Here is a 25,818-nt window from a genome sequence, read left to right on the forward strand (position 1 = left end):
TGGCCGCGCCGAGCTGAGACGGTCTCAGCATCGGCCGGGGCGCGACGCCCTACCGTCGGGGGCGTGCCGAGGGTGCTGGTGGTCGACGACGAGCCCGGGGTGCGCGAGGCCCTGACCCGCGGGCTGGCCGCCGAGGGCATGGAGGTGCACGCCGTCGCCGACGGCCACGCGGGCCTGCGCGAGGCGGCGACCGGCGCCTACGACGCCGTGGTCCTCGACATCATGCTGCCCGGGCTGTCGGGCTACCGGGTGCTCGAGACGCTGCGCAGCGAGGGCATCGCGACCCCGGTGCTGCTGCTCTCGGCGAAGGACGGCGAGGTCGACCAGGCCGACGGGCTCGACCTCGGCGCCGACGGCTACCTCGTCAAACCGTTCTCGTTCGTCGTGCTCGTCGCCCAGCTCCGCGCGATGCTGCGCCGCTCGGGTCGCCCGATGGCGCGGGTCGAGCGCGGCGCGCTGCGCCTCGACCCCGCCGCCCGGTCGGCGACCTGGGAGGGCCGCGACGTCGAGCTCTCCGAGCGGGAGTTCGCCGTGCTCTACGCGCTCGCCGTCCACCCCGTGCTGACCAAGGACGAGCTGCTCACGGCGGTGTGGGGCGGGGGCGGGTCGGCGAGCCGCAACGTCGTCGAGGTCTACGTCGGCTACCTGCGCCGCAAGCTCGCCGCGGTCGGCGCCGCGGACCTGGTCCGGACCGAGCGCGGGCGCGGCTACCGCCTGGGGGTCGGGTGAGGCCGGACAGGCCGCGGGCCGGAGCTGGACCGTGACCCGGACCGCCGGCTGGTGGGCGCGGCGCTCGTGGCGGACGCGGATCACGCTCGTCGTGGGGGTCGTCGCCGTCGTGGCGCTGCTCGCGCTCGGCCGGGTGGCGGGCGGGCTGCTGTTCTCGGCGGTGCTGACCGGCGGGGACGGCGCGCTGACCCAGCGGGCCGCCGCCGCGGCCGGGGCGGTCGCGGCGGGCACGGCGGTGCCCCCGGGGGTCCGGGTGGTCGACGTCGCGGGGACGCCCGTCGACGGCCGCGGGCCGCGCCCGGTGGACGCCGACGCGATCCGCCGGCTCGGTGCCGGCGAGCCCGTCACCGTGCCCGCGGGACCGGACGGGCCGCAGCGCTGGGTCGCCGTGCCGGTGCCGGCGCCCGACGGGTCGCCGCGCCTGGTCCTCGCGTCCGGGGACCTGGTCGGGGCGGCGGGGCTGTTCGCCGACGCCGCCCGCGGGCTCGCGGTCACCGCCCTGCTCGGCGCCGTCGCCGTCATCGCCGCGACCTGGACCGCGACGCGGCTGGCGCTGCGGCCGGTGGACCGGATGCGCGCCGCGGCCGCCGCGCTCCCGCCCGGCGAGCGCCTGCCCGTGCCGCCCGCCGGCGACGAGCTCGCCGCCCTGGCCGTCGAGATCAACGAGCTGCTGGCCCGCCGCGACGACGCCGTCGCGCGCCTCGAGCGCTTCACCAGCGAGGCCGCGCACGAGCTGCGCTCCCCCATCGCCGCCCTGCGCGCCCAGGCCGACGTCGCCGTCGCCCACCCCGACCAGGTGCCCGCGGACGAGACCTGGCGGTCGGTGGCGCGTGAGGCCGAGCGGCTGTCGGGCCTGGTCGCGGACCTGCTGGCGCTCGCGCGCGCCGACGCCGGCGAGCGCATGCCCGCCCGGCCGGTGGACCTCGTCGACGCGGTGGGCGACGCGTTCGCCCGCCTGCCCGAGGAGCCGGTGCTCGCGATGACGCTGTGGGCGCCCATGCCCGTGGCGGTCGCGGCGACCCCCGCCGAGGTGGCGATCGTGCTCGACAACGTGCTCGCGAACGCACGCCGGCACGCCGCGACCGTCGTGCACGTGTCGGTGGTGCCCGCGGGGCGGTGGGTGCGCCTGCTCGTCGACGACGACGGGCCCGGGATCCCGCCCGCCGAACGCGAGCGAATCTTCGACCGCTTCACCCGCCTGCAGCCCGACGCCGGCGAGGGCAGCGGGCTCGGCCTGGCCCTCGTCGGGCGCCTCGTCGCCGGACGCCACGGGACGACGCGGGCCACGACCTCGCCGGACGGCGGCACGCGCCTGATCGTGCGCTGGCCGGTGGCCTGAGCGGGGGCCGCGCGGCGGCGGGGTGGCTCGTGGTGTGGCAGCGAGGGACGCCCTCGCTGCCACCACCCCGGGCCACCACCCCGGGCCGCGCGGGCGCCGTTGTCGGGGGTCCGGGGCACACTGGTCGGCGTCGCGCTTCCCCCGCGGCATCGCCGTCCGACGCCGTGCCGGCCCTGCCCGAGGGGAGCCCCCATGTCCTCCGTCGACCACCGCCGCGCCCGCGCGCGCCTCGACGCCGAGACCATCGACCGCGCCGCCGCCGTGCTCCGGCGGCGGGTGGCCATCGGCCGCTACGCCGGCCTCGCCGGCGACTACGCCGGGTTCGAGGTGTGCGCGCTGCTCGAGGCCGTCGCCCACTCCTCGGCCGAGGACCCGCGGTCCTCGCGCATCCGCGACGCCGCGCTGCGGGCCGCGCGGGCGGTGCTCGCCGACGAGCCGAGCTCCTCGTGAGCCTCCGCCCGCTCCCGGCGCCCGTCGGCCACGACCGCGAGGGCGACGCCGGCGACGAGGGCCACCTCGCCGAGCAGGGCCACCGGGCCGGGCAGGGCGCCGGCGAGCAGGGCGGCGAACACGAAGCCCCAGGCGGTCTCGAGCGCCATGAGCTGGCTGACCAGCACCGGCGAGAGCCGCGCGGCGGCGGCGTGCCACGCCCGCACCGCCAGCCACGACGACACCAGGCCGAGGAAGAGGACGACGAGCAGCGCGCGCCCCGGCTGGGCGGGCACGCCCTCGCTCGCGAGCAGCCAGATCGCGATCGGCAGCGCGAGCGCGCCCGCGGCCAGCCCCTGGGCCCCGGCGAGCACCGGGCCGAGGTCGGGGCGCGCGGCGAGCAGGCGGTGCGAGTCGACGCCGTACCAGCTCCAGGAGGCGACGGCGACCAGCGCGAGCACCGTGCCAAGCACCGCGGAGGCCCCGCCGGGACCGGGCACCGGGCTGAGGTGCACGAGCACCTGCCCGACGCCCACCAGCACCAGGGCGGGCAGCAGCGCCCGCACGCCGGCGAGCCCGCGGCGGTTGGACAGCAGCGCCATCACCACGGGCACCAGCCCGATCGTGGCGACGGCGATGGTGGGGCCGGCGAGGCGCACCGCCACCGCGACGAGGCCGAAGTACAGCAGCGAGCCGGTGACGGCGTGCCCGAGGACGCGCAGCCACGGGACGTCCGCGCGCAGCACGGCCCGCGCCTGGGGCAGCGACACCGCGCCGAACGCCACGAACCGCCCCATGGCCAGCAGCAGGGCCGGGGCGAGCGGCGCCAGCTCCGGCGCCACGAACACCGCGGCCCACCCCGCGCACGCGAGCGTCATCAACACCAGCGCCGTCCGGCGCGACACGCCTCCCGTCATGACTCCACGATGCGCGCGCACCTGCGGGCGATGTCGGGCGATCTTCGAGGTCGCAGCCCGCCGTGGCGCACGATGGACCCATGACTGCGCCGAAGCGTGCACGATCCACCCAGCCGGACCTCGACCGCGTCGACCGGCGCATCCTCGATCACCTCGCCGATCACGGGAGATCGAGCATCGCCGACCTCGCGGAGGCCGTGTCGATCTCCGCGTCGTCGGCGCAGCGGCGGCTGCGGCGTCTCGAGAGCGAGGAGGTCGTGCGCGGCTACCGGGCGGTGCTCGACCCGGTCGCGGTCGACCGGGGGCTGGTGGTGCACCTGGCGGTGACCCTGGTCGACCACACGACGAACACCGTCGGGCGCTTCGAGCGGCACGTCCTCGACCTGGCGGGGCTCGTGAGCTGCCACCACGTCACGGGCGACATCGACTACCTGATCCGGGTCGACGTCGCCGACGTCGAGGCCCTCGACGTCCTGCTGCGGCGCACCCTCGCCCGGGTGCCGGGCGTCGCGCGCTGCACGACGATGGTCGCCACCTCGGCGGTGGCCGACCGGGTCACGCAGGTCTGAGGGGAGCGAGGGACGCCCTGGCTGCGCTCCACGCAGCCAGGGCGTCCCTCGCCCGCCCCACGGACCTCAGCCGGCCGTGAGCCGGTCGACCTCGGCGAGCAGGTCGGACACCTGCTTGAGGACGCTGAACCCGTCGCGCGCGTAGCGGGCGGCCTCCGGGCCCTTGGTCTGCTTCCAGCCCTCGTCGAGCGAGCGGGTGACGGCGGCCGCCAGGGAGTCGGCGAGCGCCTGCCGGTCGTCGGTCTCGGGCACGAGCGTGCCGACCGCGTCGGTGACGAAGTCGCGCGGGCCACCCGAGTCGGCGCCGACGACCGGCGTCCCGCAGGCCATGCACTCGAGGAACACCAGCCCGAACGGCTCGCGATAGGAGGGGAAGACGCCGACGTCGGCGCAGGCGAAGATCGTCGCCAGCTCCTCCTGCGGGCGCGGCCCCAGGAAGTAGGTCCGCCGCAGGCCGAGCTCGGCGGCGAGCTCGTGCATCCGCACCTGCTCCTCGACCGGGCCGGAGCCGGCCACGAGGGTCAGCACGCGCCGCTCGCCGCGCTCGTAGTCGGCGGCCGCGCGCAGCAGCGCGTCGAGGCGCTTCCAGTCGGCGAACTTGCCGACGAAGGCGACGACCGCGTCGAACCCGCCCTCGGGCGCCACGGCCTGCGGCACGACGCGCGGTGGAGCTGCCGCGCGGGACGCGGACGACGGCGTGCGGTCATCCCCGGGGGGCGGCTGGGTGGTGAAGCCGGCGAGCACCCGCTCGCGGTCGGCGTACGTCTCCGGCGCGGGGTGGAAGACGTCCTGGTTGTAGCCGTTGTGCGAGAGGACGATCCGCTCGCGCGGGAACTCGGGGAACACCGACCCGAACGCGTCGATCTGCTCCGAGGAGATCGAGGCGACGACGTCGACGCCGTGCTCCGGGCCCGCGGACCAGTCGAAGATCTTCTCCTCCTGCATGAACGGCAGGAAGCGCCACGGGAACTCCGCCGGGTTCTCCCCGCGCTGCTCGTGGACGTACATCTTGAGCTCGGTGCCGTGCGCGAAGTCCAGGAGCGGGATCCGCGGCCGACCCGCGGCGACCCGCGCGCGGACGACGTCGCGCATCACCACGGCGTTCATGAACGCGTGGTGGGCGACGGCGAGGGTGAACTCGTCGCCCGTCGCGGCCTCGACGTCGTCGATGAACGCGGTGACCTCGGCGGTGAGCCGGGCCCGGTAGGCCGCGACCTCGTCGGGATCCATCGCGTGCCAGCGGTAGCTGCTGACCGGTGAGATCGACTCGCAGATCGGGATGTCGTGGTCGAGCGCGAACACCCGCACGTCGTCCTCACCGGCGCGGGTGCGCTGCACGCGCGAGGGATACATCGAGTAGCAGCGCACGCCCGGCAGCTCGTTGTACGCGCGGTGATGGGCCTCGTGGAGGATCCCGGAGCCGGGAGCGAACTCCCCGTCGCGCTGCCAGTTGTTGGTGCCCAGCTGGAAGATCAGCCGGTCGCCCATGCGCTACCCCCGGGTCTGGAGATCGTCGGGCGCAGCCTAGAGCGCTCCTCGGCTCGCAGCGCGAGGGCCCGGGGCCGCCGGGGACCCGCGCGGGACCGCCGTCAGGACTGGCCGGGCGTGGCCGCCTGCTCGGCGGCCGCCATCCAGGCGTCGAGATCGGTCTGGGTGAACTCCTGCCACGGCTCGATGTCCGGGAGCCGGCGGAGCAGGTCGAACGCCTCCGCCACCCGGGGCCCGCGCAGCACCGGCGTGTGACAGCCCGCGATCACCTCGGCGCCGAGCGAGGAGAAGCGGTCGACGACCGCACCGAACCGCTCGCTGTCCAACCACGCCGTCCACGGCGCCACGAGACGGCCGCCGAACAGTTGACCGTCGCGGAAGTCGCCGTCGCCCAGTTCCCCGATCTCCCCCACGGGCGCCGGCAGGTTCGTCGCGAAGGTGTCGACCGCCCACAGGACGCTCGTCGCGGGGTCGAACAGGGCGCGCGTGGTGGGGTTGTCGAACAGCGGCGGTCGCATCGCGACGAGCGTCCGGTCGCCGACGTCGATCGTGTCGCCGTCGTTGACGAACCGGCACCGCTCCAGCGGCGTCTCCCACTCCTCGGCCATCCGCCCCAGCGAGAACCAGGTGGTCAGCAACGTCGCGTTCGGGCAGGCCGCGAGGATCGGCAGCAGGTTGCCCGCGTGGTCGCGGTCGTCGTGGGTCAGGAACACCCACCGCACGTCGAGCGGGTCCACGATCGACCACACGGCGTCCAGCCACCGAGCGCGCACGGCCGGGGCCCCGGTGTCGACGAGCACCGGCTCCGACCCGCGGATCACCATCGAGTTCATGGGGAAGTGCCCCATCGGCGGGGCCTCGAGGGCCCACGGGATGACGAACGTCTCCTCGGCGATCGGGTACGGCTCGAGCAGCTCGAAGGTCTCGGTCGTCGTCATGACACCTCCCGGACGAATTCACCGCGCGGCGCGGCCACCGCTCCGGTGAGCGGTGTCCGTGCACGGTGGACCCGCGCGGGAGCACCCACAGCGGCCCATCGGGTGAGGGGGCGCAAGTTCGGCCGGGGGGTCTACGGAGATCCCCGCGGACGGGGTCCTGCGTGCCGGTCGTGGCGTCGTGACCTTCCCGCATCCCGCCGAGCGGTCCGCCGCGCCGTCAGACCGCCCCCAGCGCGAGGCCCCGGTAGTTCTCCGCCAGCGCGCGACGGGCGGACTCGGAGGTCTCGATGTGGTGCAGGTGCGACAGCGCGAGCTGCTCGTCGAACGGGTCGCCGTCGGGGTCGACGTGCAGCATCGTGGTCATCGTCCAGGAGAAGTGCGAGGCCCTCCAGACGCGGCGCAGCGCCGTGTCGGAGTAGGCGTCGACGAGGCGCTCGTCCTTGGTCGCGAACCACTCGCCCAGGGCCTCGGCCAGCACCCGCACGTCGGCGACGGCGAGGTTGAGGCCCTTGGCGCCGGTGGGCGGCACGATGTGCGCGGCGTCGCCGGCCAGGAAGAGCCGCCCGTGACGCATCGGCTCGGTGACCATGCTGCGCATCGGCGTCACCGACTTGTCGGTGATCGGGCCGCGGGCCAGCGTGAACGAGCCGTCGTCGAGCGCGAAGCGGTCGGAGAGCTCGTCCCAGATCGCCTCGTCGGCCCACGTCTGCGGGTCCGTGCCGTTCGGCACCTGGATGTAGGCGCGGGTCACCGACGGCGAGCGCATCGACGCCAGGGCGAACCCGGTGCGCCCGCGCGCGTAGATCAGTTCGTGGGACGACGGCGCGACGTCGGCGAGGATCCCCAGCCACGAGTACGGGTAGACGCGCTCGAAGCGGCGCACCAGGTGGTCGGGGATCGCCCGGCGCGACGGCCCGTAGGACCCGTCGGCGCCGACCACGACGTCGGCGTGCAGCTCGTGCTCGGCGCCGTCGTGGCGGTAGCGCACCAGCGGCGAGTCGCTCTCGACGTCCTCGACCGCGAGCACCTCGGCGTCGAACAGCAGCGGCTCGCCCTGCTCCAGGCGCAGCGCGATGAGGTCCTTGGTGACCTCGGTCTGCGCCCAGATCATCACGCGGTGCCCGGTGAGCTCCTGCATGTCGACCCGGACGCTGCGTCCGGCGAAGCGCAGCTCGAACCCGTCGTGGGGCAGGCCGAGCCGGTCCATGCGCGCGTCGGCGCCGACCTCGCGCAGGGCGTCGACGGTGCCGTGCTCGAGGATGCCGGCGCGCTGGCGGGTCTCCACCCGGTCGCGGGGCCGGGACTCGAGCACCACGGTGTCGACCCCGCGCCGGCGCAGCAGGTGCGACAGCATCAGCCCGGCCGGGCCGCCACCGACGATCGCGACCTGGGTGCGGGCGGGCGCCGGGGCGCTCATGCCGGGGTCTCGGTGGTCGCGGCCGGCGGCTGGGCGAGGCCGTGGGTCGACAGGTCGAGGAAGACCGTCTCGCCGGGGCCCTGCATGCGGACGTCGAAGCGGTAGCCGGGGCCGGTCGGGCCGCCGTCGGGCACCGCGAGCAGGGTCGCGCGACGCTCCTCGTCGAGCGCCGACAGCAGCGGATCGGCGGCGTTCGCGTCGGTGTGGTTCGGGAAGTAGACGCGGGTGAACAGGTGGTGCAGCAGGCCGCGCGCGAAGACGGTCACCGCCAGGTGCGGGGCGTGCGGCGAGCCCGCCGGCGCGGCGGGGCGCAGCGTGCGCAGGTGGTAGTCGCCGGCGCGGTCGGTGGGCACGCGGGCGAACCCGGTGAAGCTGCGCCCGTCGCGGTGCAGCGACCCGGGCCGGGTCGGCACCCGCCCGTCGGGGCCGGCCTGCCAGAACTCCAGCAGCGCGTCGGGCACCGGCGCGCCGGCGCCGTCGCGCACGGTGCCGTGGAGCGTGATCGCGCCGGGCGTGCCGGCCGAGACGACGTCGCCGCCGCCGTCGACGGGCAGACCGAACGCGAAGAACGGCCCCACGGTCTGCGAGGGCGTGAGGTCGAGCATCAGACTCCGTCCGGGTCCGGCGGGGTGGCGTGGGCGCCGTCGAGCACGATGTCCCAGGTGTAGCCCAGGGCCCACTCGGCCTGGGTGACGTCGTGGTCGTACGCGGCGACCAGGCGCTGCTGGGCCTTCTCGTCGGTGACCGACTGGAAGATCGGGTCGAGACCGAACAGCGGGTCGCCCGGGAAGTACATCTGCGTCACCAGCCGCTGGGTGAACGCGGTCCCGAACAGCGAGAAGTGGATGTGCGCCGGGCGCCACGCGTTGTGGTGGTTGCGCCACGGGTAGGCGCCCGGCTTGATCGTCACGAAGCGGTAGCGACCGTCGTCGTCGGTGATCGCGCGCCCGCCGCCGGTGAAGTTCGGGTCGAGCGGCGCCGGGTGCTGGTCGCCCTCGTGGCGGTAGCGCCCGGCCGCGTTGGCCTGCCAGATCTCGAGCAGCTGGTGGCGCACCGGGCGGCCGTCGCCGTCGAGCACGCGGCCGGTGACGATGATCCGCTCACCGAGCGGCTCGCCCGGGTGGTGGCGGGTCAGGTCGGCGTCGAGGGGCGCGACGTCGCGCGGGCCGAAGACCGGCGCGGCGAGCTCGGTGAGGCTCGGCGGCGACACCACCAGCGGCTGCCGCGGGGCCCGCAGCGCGGTGCTGCGGTAGGGCCCGTAGGCCCGGTCGGGGTGTCCGCCGGGGAGCGGCGGGGCGCCGGCGGCCGCGGCGATCTCGACCGAGACCTCGCGCTGCGTCGCGGGCTGCTGGGGTGCGCTCACCCGCCACAGGGTGCCTCCTCGCCCCGCCGTGCCAGAATCGAGCTTCCGGTGGCCGGAAGGAGGCGCGGTGAGCCCAGCGCAGGGCGGCCACGGCGGCCGGAGATCCCCGAGCGGACCGTCGGTCACCGAGCGCGTGCTCGGGATCCTCTCCGCGTTCGGTCCCGGCGCCGAGGCGCTGACGCTGTCGGGCATCGCCCGCACCGCCGGGCTGCCGCTCTCCACGGCCCACCGGCTCGTCGGCGAGCTGGCCTCGTGGGGCGCCCTCGAACGCGGCGAGGACGGGCGCTACCGGATCGGGCTGCGGCTCTGGGAGGTCGGTGCGCTCGCCCCGCGCAGCCTGGGCCTGCGGGAACGCGCGATGCCCTATCTCGAGGACCTCTACGAGGCGACCCGGCAGAACGTGCAGCTCGCGGTGCGCGACGGGCACGAGGTCGTCTACGTGGAACGGCTCGCGCACCCCGAGGCGGTCCGCGTGTTCAGCCGCGTGGGCGGGCGGATGCCGCTCAACGCCACCGGCGTCGGCCAGGTGCTGCTCGCGTTCGCGCCGCCGGCGGTCCAGGAGGAGGTGCTGGCGGGCCCGCTGCCGGCGCTCACCCCGCGCACGATCACCGACCCGCAGGACCTGCGTCGCACGCTCGCCGCGGTGCGCCGCGAGGGCGTGGCCGTGTGCGACGGCATGGTCGACCCGCTCTCGCTGTCGGTGGCCGCCCCGGTGCGCGGCGAGGACGAGCGGGTCGTCGCCTCGCTGTCGGTCGTCGTGCCCAGCGCGGGCGCGGAGCCGCGCACGATCGTCCCCGCGGTGCGCGCGGCCGCCCGCGGCATCTCCCGGGCCCTCGGCGCGCCCTCGGCCCGGCGGCGGCCCACCGGCGTCGTCACCCCGGTGCCGACCGCCCCGGATACGCCGCCGCGGGCCGGCCGCGGGACGTGAGGCCGGCCGGGTCGGGCGCGGGGTTTGGCTGACCGTCGTGATCGGCGACACCCGGGCACCACCACGTCCCGGAGGTCTCCCGTGCGCCCGTTCGACGACATCGACCGCCTCGCCGAGTCGCCCGCCCTCGACAAGGTCGCCGCGCCGCTGCGCGACGCCGTCCACCGGGTGCTGCGGCGCCAGGACGTCAAGGACGCGCTGCACGGCGTGTGGATGGGCCACCCGCTGCACCCGGTGCTCGCTCAGCTCTCGCTCGGCAGCTTCGTCTCCGCGGGCGTGCTCGACGTCCTGCCCCGCACCCGCCGTCCGGCGACCGCCCTGATCGCGCTCGGACTCGTCTCGGCGGTGCCGACGGCCGCGGCGGGGTGGGCCGACTACGCCGACGGGCACGAGGAGCAGCAGCGCGTGGGCGTGGTCCACGCGGCGGCGAACGGGGTCATGCTCGCGGGCTATGCGGCATCGCTGGCGGCCCGGGCGCGCGGACGCAGCCTGCGCGGCGCGCTGTGGGGCTGGGCGGCGCTGACGGTCGGCACCGCCGGCGCCACGCTCGGCGGCCACATGGCCTACCACCAGGCGATGGGCGCCAACCACGCCGAGGGCTACCCGCACATCGGTCCCGGCGACTGGACCGACGTCGGCACTGTCGCCGAACTGCCCGAGGGCGAGCCGACGCGGCGCATCGTCGGGGACGTCGGCGTGCTCGTCGTCCGGCAGGGCGAGGAGATCCACGCCCTGGCCGACCGCTGCGCGCACGCCTCGGCGCCGCTGCACGAGGGACAGGTCACGAACGGCGACGGCCCGCCGTGCGTGGTGTGCCCGTGGCACGGCAGCGTCTTCCGCCTCGACACCGGCGCGGTGGTGCACGGGCCCGCGACCGCACCCCAGCCGACATTCCGGACGCGGGTGCGCGACGGGCGCCTCGAGCTCGCGGTCACCGGCTACCCGGGCGTGCCGGCGAGCTGAGTCACGAGTGCGCGGGGGCGTGCGCCGGGCACCCCGCTCCGTTCCCGATCACGAGAGGTGCCCGATGACCGCGCACGCCCTGGCCGACTTCCCCACCGCAGGCTTCGACCACTTCCGTCAGGCGTTCCGCGACGCCCTCGACGACGGCCCGGCCCGCGAGTGCCGCGAGGCCCGCGTGTTCCACGGCTCCGGGGACGACGAGGACGGCCGCGTCGTCGTCCTGCTGTCCTTCGACGACACCGACGCGCTCGCCCGGTTCCGAGCCGAGATCGAGAAGGACGTCGCCTCGGGCGGCGACATGGCCCCGCCGGTGTTCACCGAGCTGACCGAGGACGACGACCTCGTCACACGGACCAGCGCGTGACGCGCCCCGCCTGCGGCGTCCGGGTGAGCGCCCGGCGACCGTCGGACGAATCACGCCCGTCGGTCGTCCGGCGGCCCGTGCCCGCAGCGTCCCCGACCCGTGACGCCGTGTCAGGGTGGGACCGCACAGTCTTCAACCTCTGGCCCCTCACCCTCTGGACGACGAGCCCGTCGCCGAGGACCGCCCGCCCCCTCGGGAGCTTCCCCGCATGACGTCCGGTCCGGCTTCTCCGCCCGCCGCCCCCCGTGTCGCCCCTCCGGCCGAACCCCCGGCCGATCCCCTGGCCGACCGCCCCGCGGCGCCGCAGGACGACCTCTCCGACCACGAGCGCCACATCGCCCCGCACGTGATGGTGTACGTGTTCGCGTTCGTGCCGTTCCTCGCCCTGATCGCCGCGGTCCCGCTGGTGTGGGGCTGGGGACTGAGCTGGCTGGACGTCGGGCTGACCGCCGGCTTCTACGCGCTGACGATGCTCGGCGTCACCGTCGGGTTCCACCGGTACTTCACCCACGGGGCGTTCCGCGCCCGGCGCGGGCTGCGGATCGCCCTGGGCGTCGCGGGCAGCATGGCCGTGCAGGGCCCGATCCGGCACTGGGTGGCCGACCACCGCCGCCACCACCTGTTCGCCGACAAGGAGGGCGACCCGCACTCGCCCTGGGCGTTCGGGACGTCGCCGGCGGCGCTGGCACGCGGGTTCTGGCACGCGCACATGGGCTGGATCTTCGAGCGCTCGCTGACCAACCAGCAGCGCTTCACCCCGGACCTCATCGCCGACCCGGACATGCGCTTCGTGCACCGCGCGTTCACGTGGCTGACGGTGGCGAGCCTCGCCGCGCCGCCGCTGATCGGCGGGCTCGTGACGTGGTCGTGGTGGGGCGCGGTCACCGCGTTCTTCTGGGCGAGCCTCGTGCGGGTGGGGCTGACCCACCACGTCGCGTGGTCCACCAACTCGATCTGCCACCTCGTCGGCGAGCGCCCGTGGGGCGCGCGCGACCGGTCGACCAACGTCTGGCTGCTGGCGATCCCGAGCATGGGCGAGTCGTGGCACAACCTGCACCACGCCGACCCGACCTCGGCCCGCCACGGCGTCGGGCGCGGGCAGATCGACATCTCCGCGCGCACGATCTGGCTGTTCGAGAAGCTCGGCTGGGTCTCGCACGTCAAGTGGCCCACCGAGCGGCGCCTCGGGAAGCTGGCGGCGCGCGCCGCTCAGTAGGCGCGGCGGTAGCGGGCGTCGAGCACGCAGTAGAGCCCGAACGCCCCGAGACCGAGCGACAGCGCGATCAGGGGTGCGACGCCCTGCCCGTGCCGGACGAGCGCGCGCAGGGCCTCGTCCAGGCCCCCGACGCGGGCGGGATCGGCCCGGAGCGCGGCGACGGCGAACAGCACGCCCACCGCGCCGAACGCGACGGCGCGGGCGAGGTTGCCGACCGCGCCCAGCACCACCGCGGCCCGCCGGACCCCCGCCGGCAGGTCGTCGACGAGGTCGCCCATGAACGTGCGGGCGCACCCCGTGTAGACCATCGTCCCGGCGATCACCATCACGGTCACCGCGACCGCGCCGACGAGCAGCCAGCCGAGCGGGAGCGCGAGCAGCCCGGCGACGAGCTTCTGCGGGCCGGCGCGCCCGTTCTCGGGGTCGCCGAGCACGGTCCGCGCGGCGACAACGGCCACGGCGAGGACCGCGATCGCCTTCGACGCCGCGCCGACGCGCTTGCGGAAGCGCTCGCCGCCGGACACCCAGCGGAAGCCCGCGATCGTCGCCGTGATCTGCCAGGCCGCGAAGGCCACGAGCCCCGCGACGAACGCGACGAGCACGGCGATGCCGAGCGGCCCGACGGAGGCGACCGCCGAGACGGCGCCCTGCTGGTCGACCTCGGCCGGCCCGGCACCGAGCGCCAGACGCAGCCCGAGACCGCCGACGAGCAGGTGCACCGCGCCGTAGGCGATCAGCCCCGCCCGCCCGAGGATCTCCACGAGGCGGCTGGGCGCGTCGCCGCCGCCGTGCACGGTCCGGTCGGCGGCCTCGTGCACGGCGTGCTCGGCGGCCTCGCCGACCGCCTCCACGCCGTTCGCCTCGGTGCTCACCGCCCCGGTTTCACCGGACCCGCCCGTCGGCGAAACCCCGCCGGGACCCGCGTCACGGGTTCAGAAGTCCGGCCCGTAGTCGGTCGGGACGGCCTGGGCCATCGGCACGCGCTGCAGGTGCACCCGCCGGGAGAACCGGATGACCGGCCGGATGAGCAGCTCGACGCTGCCGATCACGAAGAACCACGTGCCCACGTACGTCGTCTCCTCGGAGAAGAACAGGATGCTCCCGACGAGGAACCACAGGCCGACGAGGATGTCGTTGACGATCGACAGCACCTCGTAGCGGCGGCGGATGACGAGCTCCTCGTGCCCCAGCTTGTAGACCAGTGGCGGCGCGTGCCCGCTCGGGGTCTCCCCGCCGCTGCCGCCCGTCGGTGCACTCATGGTGCGGAGCCTGCCGCCTCGCGGGGCGTGCGTCAGGTCCGCGCGCCGATCGTGCGGGCGTGACGCTCGGCGGTGTCGGCGTCCTCGCTGGCGCGGTCGGCCTCGCGGCGCCGGGTGTCGCGCTCGCGCCCCGCCGTGTCGGAGCGCTCCCAGGCCGCGCGGCGGGCCTCCTCGGCGGCGTCGAGGCGGGCGCGCAGGTCGGAGACCGTGGCGTCGGCCTCCTCGGCCTCGTGCGTGGCGGCCTCGGCGGCCTCGGCGGCCTCGCGGGCCTGCTCGGCGAGGTCGTCGGCGCGCTCGCGGGCCCGCCGGGCGGCCTGCTCGGCGCGTTCGCGCTCCTCGCGCTCGCGGCGTTCCCGCTCGGCGCGCTCGCGCTCCTCCTGCTCGGCGCGCTCGCGGTCCTCGCGCTCGCGGGTCTCCTGGTCGTCCCGGATGTCGTCGGTGTCGTCGTCCTCGAGGTCGTCGTCGAGGTCCCCGTCGAGGTCCCCGTCGAGGTCGCCGTCGCCGTCCGCGGGGGGCGCGGGGCGTGACGTCCGGCGGTCGGGGCGGACGCGGGTCGGGCGGCCGGGCCGCTCGCGGCGGGCGGAGCGCGCCCCCGACGCCGGGCCGCCGAGGGCCGCGCTGATCCCGCCCTCGCCGAGACCGGGGCCGGCCTCCATCCCGCCCGCGAGCTGCCCGCCCGCCAGGGCCCGGGCGGCCGCGGGGTCGGCGAGCGCGGCGCCGATCGTGCGCTCGAGCTCGCGGATCGCGGGGTCGCCGAGGCGCACGGCCTCCTCGCGGGCGATGCGCCGGCCGCGCTCGACCAGCGCGTTGATGAGCCCGTGGCGCTGGCGGGAGAGCTGGCGCAGCGCGTCGCCCTCGAGCTTCTCCTGGGCCTCGCGCAGCGACCCGCCGAGCTCCTCGAGCCCCTCGATCTCCTCGGGGTACTCGCGGGCCAGCCGGTTGGCGACCCACGCCGCCACCGACGGCTTGCGCAGCGCGCCGATCTCCTTGGCGAGCTCGCGGTCGCCGGCCTTGCGCGCGTCCTTGACCATGGCGTCCCGGACGGGGATGAACTCCTCGCGCCCGATGCCGTAGAGCAGGTCGGCGGCGTCCTCGAGCGAGGTGGGGAGCTCGTCGGTCTCGGTGTCGTCCTCGGTGGGCGTGTCGGGACCCGGGGTCATGCGGGGCGCTCCCGTCGGTCGGGCCGTCTGGGGTGACGCCCACGGTGCCCTACTCGCGGTGCTCGCGGTGGGGATCGACCCGCCGTGTCCCGGACAGCAGACGCTCGCCCGCGGGCGCTCCTCGCCGGCGGGGCCGTCCGGTGGTTTCGCGGCGGCGCCGCGGGTGGGAACACCCTGCGGCATGGCGCCGTCTCCGCGCACGCTCGCCCGTCGGGCACGCCGTCAGTTCCTGCGCCCGGCGTGGTTCCTCGCCCGGGCCGGACGGGCGAGCGGCCCCGAGCGCGAGGCCGTCATCCAGGCCGCGAAGGCCGCGGCCGCCGCGGGGGCGGCATGGCTGCTCGCCCGCTGGGTGCTGCACGCGCCGCAGCCGTTCCTCGCGCCCTACGCCGCGGTGTTCCTGGTCGTCCAGGTGACGGTGTACCGCTCGGTGCGCGACGCCGGGCAGCAGCTCGCGGTGGTGGCGACGGGCGTGCTGCTGGCGCTCGGGGTCACGCTGCTCACGGGCGCGGTGGTCCTGGGGCTGGTGCTCGTCGTGCTCGTGGGGCTGCTGGTCGGGCGACTACGGATCTTCGGCGAGCACGGGCAGTGGGTGGCGGTGACCGCGCTGATCCTCGTCGGCCAGGCGGGCCCGGCGGCCAGCTCGCCGGTCGAGGCCCTCGTGCGCCTCGCCGAGATCGCGGTGGGGGCGGCCGTGGGCGTCGTGGTCAACATGCTGGTGCTGCCACCGGTGTACCAGCGCGACGCGAGCGCGGCGCTCGCCGCCGTGACCGCGCGCCTCGCGGACCTGCTGCGCGGCATGGCGTCGTCGCTGCGCGAGGACCAGGAGGCGCGCACCGACCTCGCCCACGACTGGCGCCAGCGGGCCCGCGGCCTGGACGGCGAGGCCCGCCGCGCGCGGGACAGCGTCGCCTGGGCCCGGGAGAGCCTGCGGCTCAACCCGCTGCGCCGGCGGCTGCGGACCCCGTTGCCGACCGCCGTCCTCGTGCCGGCCGCGGACGCGGTGGTGGAGGTCGCCGCGCACGTGCACGACCTGTGCGAGGCGCTGGTCGACGCCGCCGAGGACGCCGCCGAGGAGGCCGCCGAGGAGGCCGCCGAGGCGCAGGAGGAGGCGGAGCTCGACCCGCTGTTCGTCGGGTCGTTCGCCGACCTGCTCGACCACCTCGCGGAGGCGCTCGAGGAGATCCGCGACGACCCGGGAGCGCTGTCCCCGCGCGCCGACCGTCACCCGCCGGGGTCGGCGGCGCTGGAGCTGATGACCGCGGTGCACCGCGACGCGGCCCGGCGCCTGCCCGGCGCCTCGGGCGAGGTCCGCACCGGCTGGAGCGTCGAGGGCGCGCTGATCGACGCGGCGCAACGCGCGGTCGTGGACCTCACCGGCCGCCGCCCGACCCGCCCGCCCCCCGCCGAGGGACCACGCTCGCCGGGCTGAGGGGCGTGCGAGGACCTCAGGCGCGCGGGGCCACGACGCGGGCGAGGCCGGGCGGGCCGACCATGCCGGCGGTGGCCGGGCCCTCCAGCACCTCGCCGTCGGGCGCGAACCGCGAGCCGTGCAGCGGGCAGTCCCAGCTCTGCGCGGCGTCGTTCCACGCGACGATCCCGCCGAGGTGCGGGCACACCGCGCCGAGCTCGTGCTCGACACCGCCGACGCGGCAGCGCGCGATCTTCCCGCGCGTGGTGGTCTCGACGCGTCCCTCGCCCTCGCGCAGCGGGGCGTCGCTCGGCAGGTGCGGGCGCGCCCATCCCGTGGCCAGGTAGCGCCCCACCTCGCCGTTCGCCCGCGCCAGGGTCGGCAGCGCCGAGGCGGTGGGCGCACGGTCGGCGCGCAGCGCGTGCGACCAGGGATTCGTGCGCCCGACGACGTGGTCGCGCAGGGCCAGCGCGGCCGCGGTCCCGCCGGTCATGCCCCACTTCGCGAAGCCCGTCGCCACGAGGATGCGGGGCTGCCATCGCATCGGGCCCACGAACGGCAACCCGTCCTCGGGCAGGTAGTCCTGCGCCGACCAGCGGTGGGTGATCTCGCGGACCCGGAAGCGCTCGGCGGCCCAGTCGGCGAGCGCCCGCTCGTGCGACGACGTGGGCGTGCTCGCCCCGACGCGGTGGCCGAAGCCGCCGGTGAGCAGGCGCCGCTCGCCCTCGATCACCGCGGTGCGCAGCGACACGGTGGGCTCGTCGACCGAGAGGTACATCGCGTCGGGCAGCTCGCCGTCGACCCGCACGGCCTGGGCGTACGAGCGGCTGGGCTCGACGCGCGCGAAGTACAGCCCGCGGTCGAGCACCGGCAGCCCGGTCGCGAGCACGACCCGCTCGGCGCGGATCTCGCCGTGCCCGGTGCGCACCCACGGCGCGCCGAGCAGCGACACGCTGCGCACCCGCGTGTTCTCGCAGACCAGGTGGCCGCCCTCGTGCAGCTCCTGGGCGAGGTCGGCGAGGTAGGGCATGGGGTCGAACTGGGCCTGGTCGGCGAGCGTCACGGCCTCGGAGACACCGAACGGCAGGCCGACGTCGGTGCCCAGCTCGGCGGGCAGCCCGGCGCGCCGCAGGACGGACGCCTCGCGCCGCACGGCCTCCGCGCCCGCCGACGAGCGCCCGGTGGTCGCGAACGTGACGGCATCGCGGCGCTCGAGGTCGCAGTCGGCGCGCCGGGCGCGCTCGAGCAGCCAGTCGAAGCCGGCGCGGTGCGCGGCGACGTAGGCGTCGACGGTCCCGGGCGCGTGCCGCCCGTCGAGCGTCGCCGTCCGCGTGCCCTGCAGCAGGGAGATCTTGGCGGTGGTGTTGCCGCTGGCCACGGCCCCGATCCGCCGGCCCTCGACGACCGCGACGTGCAGGCCCTCGCGGGCGAGCAGGACCGCCGTGGTCAGCCCGGTGATCCCGGCGCCGACGACCGCGACGTCGACCCGGACGTCACCGCGCAGCGCCGGGTAGGTGTCGGGCTCCTCGGCGTGCTCGGGGTCGTGCCACGGCGAGAGCTCGCGGGCGGGCAGTGGTGGCGCCATGCCAGGGAGGTGTCCGCGGCGCCCGGCCGACAAACGGCCCCCGCAGGTCAGACCGCCACGAGCTGCTCGGCCCCGGTCTCGCGCTCGATCTGCTCCCGCAGCGCCGCCAGCGTGCGCGACAGCAGTCGCGAGACGTGCATTTGCGAGATGCACAGGACGGCGGCGATCTCGGCCTGGGTCTTCTCGTGCACGAACCGCAGCGCGAGCATCGTGCGCTCGCGCTCGGGCAGGTCGCGCACCAGGTTGCCGACGAGCGCGCGGACCTCGACGCGGTCGAGCTCGCCGTCCATCACCCCGAGGATGTCGACGAGCGCGGAGTCGTCGCCCTCGCCGAGCGACTCGTCGAGCGAGGCCGGCTGGTAGGAGCCGTGGGCGGCGACCGCTTCGGCCACCTCGTCGCGGCTCATGTTCAGGTGCTCGGCGAGCTCGGCGGCCGTCGGGGCGCGCCCGAGCCGCTGCGACATCGCCGCGGTCGCCGACCCGACGGCGACGTAGCGGTCCTTGACGCTGCGCGGGGTGCGCACCGACCAGGCCGAGTCCCGGAAGTGGCGCCGGACCTCGCCCATGATCGTCGGGACGGCGTAGGACAGGAAGTCGCGCTCGCGCCCCGGGTCGAAGCGGTCGAGCGCGTGGAGCAGGCCGAGGGAGGCGACCTGCTCGAGGTCGTCGGTGGGCTCGCCGCGACGGGCGAACCGGCGCGCGATGTTGCGCGCCACGGGCAGGAAGCCGACGACGAGCTGCTCGCGCACCCTCTCGCGGCGAGGATCGTCCTCGGCGAGATCGGCGTACTCCTTGAGGAGCGGGATGTACTCGTCGTAATCGCTGCTGCGGCCGGCCATCGGTCACCCCCGTGACGGGGCCCCGGGCGCTAGACCGTCTCGGCGGACCAGGCGGGGGCTCGTGATGTGTGAGCTGACCCGGCTGGTGTCTGAACCGGAGTTCCTTCGCGTGTCTGTGCCCCGTGTCGCGGGAAGTCACACATTCCTGGCCCGGACGGCCGTGTCAGCGGTGACGCAGCCGGTCGACGAGGTCCAGCAGCGCGGCGTCCACGACCTCGTGGTGGGTCTGGTTGACCGCGTGCCCGGCGTCCTCGACCAGCACCAACCGCGCCCGGGGCCCGAGCGCGTCGGCGATGCGGCGCCCGTGGGCGGCCGGGGTGACGCGGTCGCCGGTGGCCGCGACGACCGTCGTCGGGACCCGGGCCAGCGCCGGCAGCGATCCCGACTCGTCGTGGGCGAGCAACGACGACGAGAACGCCGAGCTCACCGGCAGCGGCAGGCTCTCGGTCACCGCCTGCAGGCGGCGCACCTCCTCGTCGCTCGCGTCCGGGGTGAACGCGAGGCGGCGCACCAGCCAGCGCCCGACGGCCGAGTCGCGCCACGGCAGCGTGTCGGCGAGCGGTGCGGCCCGGCGGGCACCCTCGAGGACCGCGGGCAGCACCCCGGCCCGGCGCGCGGCGGCGTGCAGGACGCCGAGCGGGCCGTCGGAGACCAGCTGGCCCGCCGAGGTCGCGACCAGGAACACCCCCGCCACCCGCGTGCCGAACCACTCGGGGTGCTGGCGCGCGAGCGCGAGGACGGTCATCCCGCCCATCGAGTGGCCGCCGAGCACGACGCGCCCGCACGGGGACACGGCGTCCACGACGGTGGCGAGGTCCTGGCCGAGCTGGTCGATGGTGGCGTGGGCGGGGTCGCCCCATCCCGAGCGCCCGTGCCCGCGCTGGTCCCAGGTGACCACCCGCGCGCGGTGCGCCAGCGCCGCGATCTGCGGCGACCACTCGCCGGAGTCGACGGTGAACCCGTGGCTGAGCACCACGATCGGGCCCTGGTGACCCCGGATCTCGACGTGCAGCGGCACCCCGTCGGCGGTGCGCACACCGTGGACGGGACGCGGACGTGCGGCACCGGCGGTCGCCGCGGACGGCGACGCCGGGGTGTGGGGGGTCGCGGGCGCAGCGGTCCGGCCGGAGGGGGCGGACGCCGCGCCGACCCGCTCGCTGGGCAGGACGGCCATGTCCCCAGGATCGGCACCGCGGCCGCGGTCTCCACCCTTCGCGACCGTGATGTCGACCAACTGCCCGTGGCACCCGACGGGCGGTGTGAACGGGATCGCAGGCGACGCCCGCGCCGCTCACCGACCCGGCCACCCCCCGGACGAATCAGTGGCGCGGCTCCACCGCGAGCGTGACGGCCGTCGGGTGCGCGGCGTCGTGGAGGACCTCCCGGGGCTGGCGCACGAGCGTCGTGGCCTTCCCCAGCGGGTCGCCGGTGCCGGGGTGGCGGGAGAAGCGCGGGTGCGCACCCCCGCTGACCTGCAGGCGGAGCCGGTGCCCGGCGGCGAAGCGATGCCCGGTGGGCCACAGCTCGACGGTCACCGCGCGGGTGCCGTCGGCGGCGGTGGCGGGCGCGCCGGGCGCGAGGCGCACGAGGCCGTCGGTGACGTTGACCGAGCGGCCGCGGGGGTCGACGTCACAGACCCGCACGAACACGTCGAGGTGCTCGGTCGCCGCGCGCAGGTGCACGGTCGCCGACACGGGACCGAGGGCGACGAGGTCCTCGGCGAGCACGTCCGAGGTGAACACGGCCACGTCCGCCCGGGCCTCGAGCGCGGACTGGTCGCGCGGCCCCGACCTCCCGGTGAGGATCGGCCCGCCGACGGCGGGCGTGGGGTCGGCGGGGTCGTAGTCGACGTGGGTGCCGGGCCAGTGGACCGACCCGCCGGTGCGGTCGGGCGGCGGCTGCACCGACAGGGAGTGGTCGGCGCGCAGGTACCAGGTGCGCGCCACGGCGTCGGGCGGCGGCCAGTCGGTGAGGTGGCGCGTGCCGCCGTCGCCCGACAGCGTCAGGCGACCGGCGCCTCCTCGGTGGTCGCCGCGGCCACGCCGCCGCTGCCGTGGGTGCCGTCGAAGGCGCGCTCGAACGCGGCGAGGGCCTCGCGCAGCCCGGCGGCCAGGCCCGGCCCGGAGGTGTGCACCCAGGGGCCGACGACCAGGCGCGGGCGGGCGCCGGCGGCGCGCAGCTCGGCGTGGTCGGCGAGCTGCCAGGGCAGGAAGATGTCCTGCCAGCCGCCGAGCATCGTCACCGCGACGTCGGCGCGGGCGACCGCGGCGACGCCGCGCGTGTGGTCGCGGCGCGCCCAGTAGGCGGAGTCGGGCGCCGACTCGCGCAGCCAGTCCTGGTACCAGTCGACCTCGCCGCCGGTGGCGCGCCGGTCGCCGCTGCGCAGGGGCAGCGCGTCGAGCGCCTCGAGGATCGTCCGGCGCCCGCGCAGCAGCCGCGTCGAGCGCGCGAGCGGCCCGGCGGCCATCGTGCGCATCATCGAGGTCCAGGACAGCGCGTTGTCCAGCGAGAACGCTCCGCCGGCGTAGGTCTGGTCGCGGAACGACGACGCCGTGACCAGCGTGCCCATCGCGCGCAGCGAGCGCCCGGCGGCGGGGGCGAGCGCCCACTGCGTCAGGCCCAGGTAACTGGGGCCGAGCGTGCCGAGGCGGCCGTCGCACCAGGGCTGGTCGAGCACCCAGGCGACGGTGGCGGCGCCGTCGTCGGCCTCGTCGAACGGCGAGAGCTCGCCCTGCGAGTCGGTCGTGCCGCGCACCGACTGCACGACGACCTGCAGGCCGCGCTCCGCGACGAGGCGCCCGAACACCGTGCCCACCCAGCCCGCCCGTCCGTACGGGCTGCGCACGATGACGACCGGCCCGCGGTGCACGCCCGCGGGCCGGTAGAGGTCGTGGCGCAGCACGACGCCGTCGGGCATCGGGACCGCGACGTCGCGGTCCACCGCCATCCGGGGCGTGCGCGGCGCGGGCAGGCGCAGCGCCCGCCGCAGGATCCCGCTCGCGAGGCTCACGCCCGCAGTCTCGCCGATCAGGCCGGGGGCTCGCCGAGGGGCGCCGGGTGCCCCGCGGCGTCGCCGCCTGTGCACGGCGTGGCCGCCGCCCGGACTGGCCTCGCGCGCCCCGAGGGGCGAGCCTGCCCTCTCGTGACCTCCACCCCGCCCGGCGGCGCCCCCGACGTCGGCGTCCCCGCGCACCTCGCCGCGCGGATGTCCGTCGGCGAGCAGCACGCGTGGCTGGCGTCCTACCTGCGCCGGCACCCGGTGAGCCGGCGCAGCGCCCTGCGCGGCGGCGCCGGGGTCGTCGCGGCGATGGGGCTGGCGTCGGCGCCGTGGACGCTCGCGGCGTGCGCGCGGGCCGCGCGGGCGCCGGTGTCGGTGGTCGGCCGCCACCTGGCCTTCGGCGCCGACCCGCAGCGGCAGATGGCGCTCGCGGGCGAGCTGACCGCGGCGCCGCCGGCGGGAGGGGTCGTCGTCGACCTGGGGCGCGACTCGTCGTTCGGGACGACGCTGCCGGTGGAGGTGCGCCGGCTCGTGTCGCAGGTGCCGCAGTCCGACGGCGCGATCCGGGGCAGCGAGCAGTTCTTCGTGCACGCGCGCGCCGACGGCCTCGCGCCCGGCGAGCACTACCGCTACCGCTTCCGGCTCCCGGACGGGTCGACGACCGCCGAGGCCGGGTTCACCACCGCGCCGGGCCCGGGCTCCACGGCGCCGTGGAGCTTCACCGCCTTCGCCGACCAGGGCGTCGACACGGTGCCGCCGAGCGGGCGCGACGAGTTCACCAACGCCTACGAGCCCGACGACACCCGCCGCACGATGACCCCCGCGACAGCGCTGGTGGACCGCGTCGCCGCGCAGCGCCCCGCGTTCCACCTGCTCGCGGGCGACATCTGCTACGCCGACCCCTCGGGCCACGGCCTGCCGGAGCGCAGCCGCAGCGGCGGCGGGTTCGACAGCTTCGACCCGACGGTGTGGACCACCTACTTCGGACTGATCGAGCGCAGCGCCGCCGCCACGCCATGGATGTTCGCGACCGGCAACCACGACATGGAGGCGCTCTACGACGACAACCGTGCCCGCGGCGCCTCGCACGGCTACGGCGGGCACGCGGCGCGGCTGGACCTGCCGGGCACCGGGCCGTCGGCGTGCCCGTCGGTGTACGTCTTCCGGTACGGCACGGTCGGCGTGGTCAGCATCGACGCCAACGACCTCTCGACCGAGATCCCGACCAACGCCGGCTACTCGGGCGGCGCGCAGGCGGCGTGGCTGCGCCGGACGCTCGGCGACCTGCGGGCCGACCCGGGCGTCGACTGGGTCGTCGCGTTCTTCCACCACTGCGCGTTCGCGACGTCGCGCGCGCACGCGTCGGACGCCGGGGTGCGCGCGGCGGTCGCGCCGCTGTGCGACGAGTTCGGGGTCGACCTCGTGCTGCAGGGCCACAACCACCAGTACGAGCGGACCGACCCGATCCGGCGCGGGCGGGCCGCCGTGCGGGCGCCCGACGGGGCCACCGTGCGCCCGGAGACCGACGGCACGACGTACGTGTGCGTCGGGTCGGGCGGACGGCCCCGCTACCGCTGGCAGCCCGGCGAGACCGACCGTTACCGGGGCAACCCGGGCCCCGACAGCGGCACGACGGTGGCGAGCTACGTCGCCCTCGGCGAGGACGCGCAGCAGCCCGAGCAGGTCGACTGGTCGCAGGCGCGCTACCTCGACTACGCGTACGTCACGGTCGACGTCGCGCCCCCGCCCGCGCCGGGATCGACGACGAGCCTGACCGTCCGCGCGACCACCGACACCGGCCTCGAGATCGACCGCGTGGTCCTGGAGCGCCGGTCCTTCAGGTGAGCGATCTCCGGGGCTATAGCCCCGGAGATCGCTCACATGGCCCGTTCGGCGCAGCGAGCTGTGAAGCGGGCATGATGCCCCGGTGCGCGCCCACCCGGTCCTCGACGTGCTCGCGGCCCGCCGCGCCGAGGGCACGCTGCCGAGCACCCGCACCGACCCCCACCGCGTCGCCCTGGCCGTCGAGGGCGGCGGGAGCCGGGCGACGTACTCCAGCGGCATGGTCCTGGCCCTCGAGGAGCTCGGACTCGCCGAGTGCTTCGACGCGGTCTACGGCTCCTCGGCCGGCGCGCTCGCGGGCAGCTGGCTGGTCGGGGCGCAGGCCGCGCACTGCTGCGCGGGCTGGTACCGCCCGGGTCTCATGGAGCGTGTCACCCGGCCCGGGCGCGGGCTGCGCGGCCAGCCGGTGGTGGACGTCGAGTACCTGATCAACACGGTCGGCGAGGAGGTCGTGCCGTTCGACTGGCAGCAGGTGCTCGACGCCGACGTCCCCCTGCACCCCATCGCCACCGACGTCGAGACCGGCGAGGCCGTCGACCTCCACGACACGCTCGTCGACAAGGCGAGCCTCCAGCTCGCCCTGCGCGCGAGCGCCGCGGTGCCGGTGCTCGCGGGCCTGCCCGTCGAGATCGACGGCCGGCGCTACGTCGACGCCGCGGTCGCCGAGCCGATCCCCTTCCGCACCGCGCTCGCGCAGGGCGCCACCCACGTGCTCGTGCTGCGCACCCGCCGCTCCGACCAGACCGCGATCGACGTGACCCGCCTCGAGCGGGCCCTGGTGTCCCGGCTGGGCGCGGTGAACGTGCCGGGCCTGGTCCAGGTGCTGGGCACCCGGCTCGAGAACCGCCGCGCCGACGACTCCCGGCTCGCCCACGCCACGGCGTCCCCGGGCGAGGAGCCCCACCTGTTCGAGGTCCGCCCGCCGACCGGCGCGGACACGATCAACCCGCTCGAGACCGACCCGGACGTGCTGCGCCGCGGGATCGAGACCGGGCAGAGCGCCCTGCGCGAGGCGCTCGACGTGCCGGACGAGGAGCGCACGAGCGCCTGACGAGAGCGGTTACTGGCTGGTATCGCTCATCAAGCGAGCGATACCAGCCAGTAACCGCGCTCATTCGGCCTGACCGAGCACCATCCGCAGCGGCAACCCCGCGACGATCCGGGCGGCGTCCCCGCCGAGCACGCGCAGGTCGTGCGTCGCCGCACCGGCGTCGAGGGCCAGCACGGCGTCGGGCACGAGCGCGTGGCGCACGACGACGGCCCCGTCGACCCCGACCCCGACCCCGACCTCGAGGCGGGACTCCGACGCGGCGTGCCGCCCCGCGGCGTCGGCCCCCGTGGCGGTGGCCCCGAGCAGCGCGGTGGGGACTCCCTGCTCCTCCGCACCGGCGCACAGCTCGCGCACCACGCCCGGCGGGGCGTCGTCGTGCACCGCGACGAGCACGGCGGGCGGCAGCGCCGGGTCGGCCAGATCACGATCCCGGGGCGGGCGGTCGATCCGCCCGTGGCAGCCGGGCCCGCCGGACGCCGACACCCCGGACAGCGGGCTGGTCACGACGCGACCTTCTCCGGTGCGGGCCCGGCCGCGGTGCCCGCGTGGGCGTCGACCAACCCGGCGGCCACCGCGTTGCGCGGGCCCTCCGTGCCGTGCACGTTGCCGATGCCGCACACCACGCCGTGCGGCGCGAGCGCGTCGGCCACCATGCCCGGGATCTCGAAGTCCAGCGCCGACCCGCCCAGCAGGACCACCGAGCCGAGCAGCCGCAGCGACCCCTGCGGTGCCACCTGCACCAGCGCCCGCAGCGCGTTGACGACGAACACCCGCCGCTTGGCCTCGCGCCGGACCCGCCGGACCTCCTCCAGCGAGCCGCGCACGGGCACCGGCGCGAGCCCGTCGGGGGTCACGGTGACGACCTTGGCGAACACGTGCGGGGACAGCGGCTCGGTGAAGAACTGCACCGTGCCGTCCTCGTGGCGCACGTGGAAGAAGCTCTCGACCTTCGCCAGCGGGTGGCGCTTGACCGACTCCGCGGCCTCGCGGTCCTCCAGGCCCAGCTCGGAGTCGAT

26 protein-coding genes are annotated in these 25,818 nt (G+C 76.4%); 10 read left to right on the forward strand and 16 right to left on the reverse strand.

Features of this window, described 5'->3' with window-relative positions; translation table 11 throughout:
• Positions 1-63: 63 nt before the first annotated feature.
• Entirely contained in the window at positions 64-729 is a 666-nt protein-coding gene (locus PHK61_RS10355; protein WP_274280882.1) for a response regulator transcription factor, read from the forward strand.
• A gap of 31 nt (positions 730-760) precedes the next feature.
• Entirely contained in the window at positions 761-2,068 is a 1,308-nt protein-coding gene (locus tag PHK61_RS10360; RefSeq protein WP_274280883.1) for a sensor histidine kinase, read from the forward strand.
• Between the two features lie 311 nt (positions 2,069-2,379).
• On the opposite strand, the gene PHK61_RS10365 is transcribed toward PHK61_RS10360, so the two are convergent.
• Positions 2,380-3,414 (reverse strand): EamA family transporter, encoded by a 1,035-nt coding sequence (locus PHK61_RS10365; RefSeq protein ID WP_274280884.1) that lies wholly within the window; start codon positions 3,412-3,414, stop codon positions 2,380-2,382.
• A gap of 80 nt (positions 3,415-3,494) precedes the next feature.
• Between PHK61_RS10365 and PHK61_RS10370 the strand changes: the two genes are divergently transcribed.
• Positions 3,495-3,983 (forward strand): Lrp/AsnC family transcriptional regulator, encoded by a 489-nt coding sequence (locus PHK61_RS10370; RefSeq protein ID WP_274280885.1) that lies wholly within the window; start codon positions 3,495-3,497, stop codon positions 3,981-3,983.
• 66 nt (positions 3,984-4,049) lie between these two features.
• Here the strand turns inward: PHK61_RS10370 and PHK61_RS10375 are convergent, their stop codons facing one another.
• From PHK61_RS10375 to pcaH, 5 genes are all read right to left on the reverse strand, one after another.
• Entirely contained in the window at positions 4,050-5,471 is a 1,422-nt protein-coding gene (locus PHK61_RS10375) for a glycosyltransferase (RefSeq protein ID WP_274280886.1), read from the reverse strand.
• Positions 5,472-5,572: 101 nt separating this feature from the next.
• Entirely contained in the window at positions 5,573-6,409 is an 837-nt protein-coding gene (locus PHK61_RS10380; RefSeq protein WP_274280887.1) for an MBL fold metallo-hydrolase, read from the reverse strand.
• A 217-nt stretch (positions 6,410-6,626) separates the two neighbouring features.
• Positions 6,627-7,826: a 4-hydroxybenzoate 3-monooxygenase gene (locus PHK61_RS10385; protein ID WP_274280888.1), complete on the reverse strand. Its 1,200-nt coding sequence runs from the start codon at positions 7,824-7,826 to the stop codon at positions 6,627-6,629.
• Positions 7,823-8,431 carry a protocatechuate 3,4-dioxygenase subunit alpha gene (pcaG, locus tag PHK61_RS10390; RefSeq protein ID WP_274280889.1) on the reverse strand — a complete coding sequence of 203 codons (609 nt, stop codon included), beginning with the start codon at positions 8,429-8,431 and terminating at the stop codon, positions 7,823-7,825. The genes PHK61_RS10385 and pcaG overlap by 4 nt, the downstream gene beginning before the upstream one ends.
• Positions 8,431-9,141: a protocatechuate 3,4-dioxygenase subunit beta gene (pcaH, locus tag PHK61_RS10395; RefSeq protein ID WP_274280915.1), complete on the reverse strand. Its 711-nt coding sequence runs from the start codon at positions 9,139-9,141 to the stop codon at positions 8,431-8,433. Before pcaH ends, pcaG begins: the two co-directional genes overlap by 1 nt.
• 115 nt (positions 9,142-9,256) lie before the next feature.
• Here pcaH and PHK61_RS10400 point away from each other — a divergent pair, with 115 nt between their 5' ends.
• The 4 genes from PHK61_RS10400 (at position 9,257) to PHK61_RS10415 (ending at position 12,660) form a co-directional block, all read left to right on the forward strand.
• Positions 9,257-10,117, forward strand: a complete 861-nt coding sequence (locus PHK61_RS10400) for an IclR family transcriptional regulator (protein ID WP_274280890.1) — start codon at positions 9,257-9,259, stop codon at positions 10,115-10,117.
• 81 nt (positions 10,118-10,198) lie between these two features.
• Positions 10,199-11,080, forward strand: coding sequence for a Rieske (2Fe-2S) protein (locus tag PHK61_RS10405; protein ID WP_274280891.1), 882 nt, complete (start codon positions 10,199-10,201; stop codon positions 11,078-11,080).
• A 64-nt stretch (positions 11,081-11,144) separates the two neighbouring features.
• Positions 11,145-11,444, forward strand: a complete 300-nt coding sequence (locus tag PHK61_RS10410; RefSeq protein ID WP_274280892.1) for a hypothetical protein — start codon at positions 11,145-11,147, stop codon at positions 11,442-11,444.
• A gap of 349 nt (positions 11,445-11,793) precedes the next feature.
• Positions 11,794-12,660, forward strand: coding sequence for an acyl-CoA desaturase (locus tag PHK61_RS10415; protein WP_420791379.1), 867 nt, complete (start codon positions 11,794-11,796; stop codon positions 12,658-12,660).
• Here PHK61_RS10415 and PHK61_RS10420 read toward each other — a convergent pair.
• The 3 genes from PHK61_RS10420 to PHK61_RS10430 are packed head-to-tail and all read right to left on the reverse strand — an operon-like array spanning position 12,654 to position 15,079.
• Complete coding sequence (locus tag PHK61_RS10420; RefSeq protein WP_274280894.1) at positions 12,654-13,532, reverse strand: DUF1206 domain-containing protein; 879 nt, start codon at positions 13,530-13,532, stop codon at positions 12,654-12,656. The genes PHK61_RS10415 and PHK61_RS10420 overlap by 7 nt on opposite strands.
• 60 nt (positions 13,533-13,592) lie before the next feature.
• Complete coding sequence (locus PHK61_RS10425) at positions 13,593-13,919, reverse strand: YrhK family protein (protein WP_274280895.1); 327 nt, start codon at positions 13,917-13,919, stop codon at positions 13,593-13,595.
• Positions 13,920-13,951: 32 nt separating this feature from the next.
• Entirely contained in the window at positions 13,952-15,079 is a 1,128-nt protein-coding gene (locus tag PHK61_RS10430) for a hypothetical protein (protein ID WP_274280896.1), read from the reverse strand.
• 181 nt (positions 15,080-15,260) lie between these two features.
• Here PHK61_RS10430 and PHK61_RS10435 point away from each other — a divergent pair, with 181 nt between their 5' ends.
• Positions 15,261-16,508, forward strand: coding sequence for an aromatic acid exporter family protein (locus PHK61_RS10435; RefSeq protein ID WP_274280897.1), 1,248 nt, complete (start codon positions 15,261-15,263; stop codon positions 16,506-16,508).
• Positions 16,509-16,524: 16 nt separating this feature from the next.
• On the opposite strand, the gene PHK61_RS10440 is transcribed toward PHK61_RS10435, so the two are convergent.
• From PHK61_RS10440 to PHK61_RS10460, 5 genes are all read right to left on the reverse strand, one after another.
• Complete coding sequence (locus PHK61_RS10440; protein WP_274280898.1) at positions 16,525-18,072, reverse strand: FAD-dependent oxidoreductase; 1,548 nt, start codon at positions 18,070-18,072, stop codon at positions 16,525-16,527.
• Positions 18,073-18,119: 47 nt separating this feature from the next.
• Positions 18,120-18,911, reverse strand: a complete 792-nt coding sequence (locus PHK61_RS10445) for a SigB/SigF/SigG family RNA polymerase sigma factor (RefSeq protein WP_274280899.1) — start codon at positions 18,909-18,911, stop codon at positions 18,120-18,122.
• Between the two features lie 163 nt (positions 18,912-19,074).
• On the reverse strand, positions 19,075-20,085 hold the full coding sequence (locus tag PHK61_RS10450) for an alpha/beta fold hydrolase (protein ID WP_274280900.1): 1,011 nt from the start codon (positions 20,083-20,085) through the stop codon (positions 19,075-19,077).
• 145 nt (positions 20,086-20,230) lie between these two features.
• Positions 20,231-20,917 (reverse strand): CocE/NonD family hydrolase, encoded by a 687-nt coding sequence (locus tag PHK61_RS10455; protein ID WP_274280916.1) that lies wholly within the window; start codon positions 20,915-20,917, stop codon positions 20,231-20,233.
• A complete protein-coding gene (locus tag PHK61_RS10460; protein WP_274280901.1) occupies positions 20,914-21,921 on the reverse strand; it encodes a CocE/NonD family hydrolase in 1,008 nt (335 codons plus the stop codon). Before PHK61_RS10460 ends, PHK61_RS10455 begins: the two co-directional genes overlap by 4 nt.
• Before the next feature lie 132 nt (positions 21,922-22,053).
• On the opposite strand from PHK61_RS10460, the gene PHK61_RS10465 reads away from it, so the two are divergent.
• Both PHK61_RS10465 and PHK61_RS10470 read left to right on the forward strand, forming a co-directional pair.
• On the forward strand, positions 22,054-23,754 hold the full coding sequence (locus tag PHK61_RS10465) for a metallophosphoesterase (protein ID WP_274280902.1): 1,701 nt from the start codon (positions 22,054-22,056) through the stop codon (positions 23,752-23,754).
• Positions 23,755-23,836: 82 nt separating this feature from the next.
• On the forward strand, positions 23,837-24,802 hold the full coding sequence (locus tag PHK61_RS10470) for a patatin-like phospholipase family protein (protein ID WP_274280903.1): 966 nt from the start codon (positions 23,837-23,839) through the stop codon (positions 24,800-24,802).
• Positions 24,803-24,862: 60 nt separating this feature from the next.
• On the opposite strand, the gene PHK61_RS10475 is transcribed toward PHK61_RS10470, so the two are convergent.
• Positions 24,863-25,306 carry a glycerol dehydratase reactivase beta/small subunit family protein gene (locus PHK61_RS10475; RefSeq protein WP_274280904.1) on the reverse strand — a complete coding sequence of 148 codons (444 nt, stop codon included), beginning with the start codon at positions 25,304-25,306 and terminating at the stop codon, positions 24,863-24,865.
• A partial coding sequence (locus PHK61_RS10480; RefSeq protein WP_274280905.1) for a diol dehydratase reactivase ATPase-like domain-containing protein occupies positions 25,303-25,818 on the reverse strand: 516 nt, incomplete at its 5' end. The genes PHK61_RS10480 and PHK61_RS10475, both read right to left, overlap by 4 nt.

The sequence above is a fragment of the Actinomycetospora lutea genome (assembly GCF_028737205.1).
Classification (GTDB): Bacteria; Actinomycetota; Actinomycetes; order Mycobacteriales; family Pseudonocardiaceae; genus Actinomycetospora; species Actinomycetospora lutea.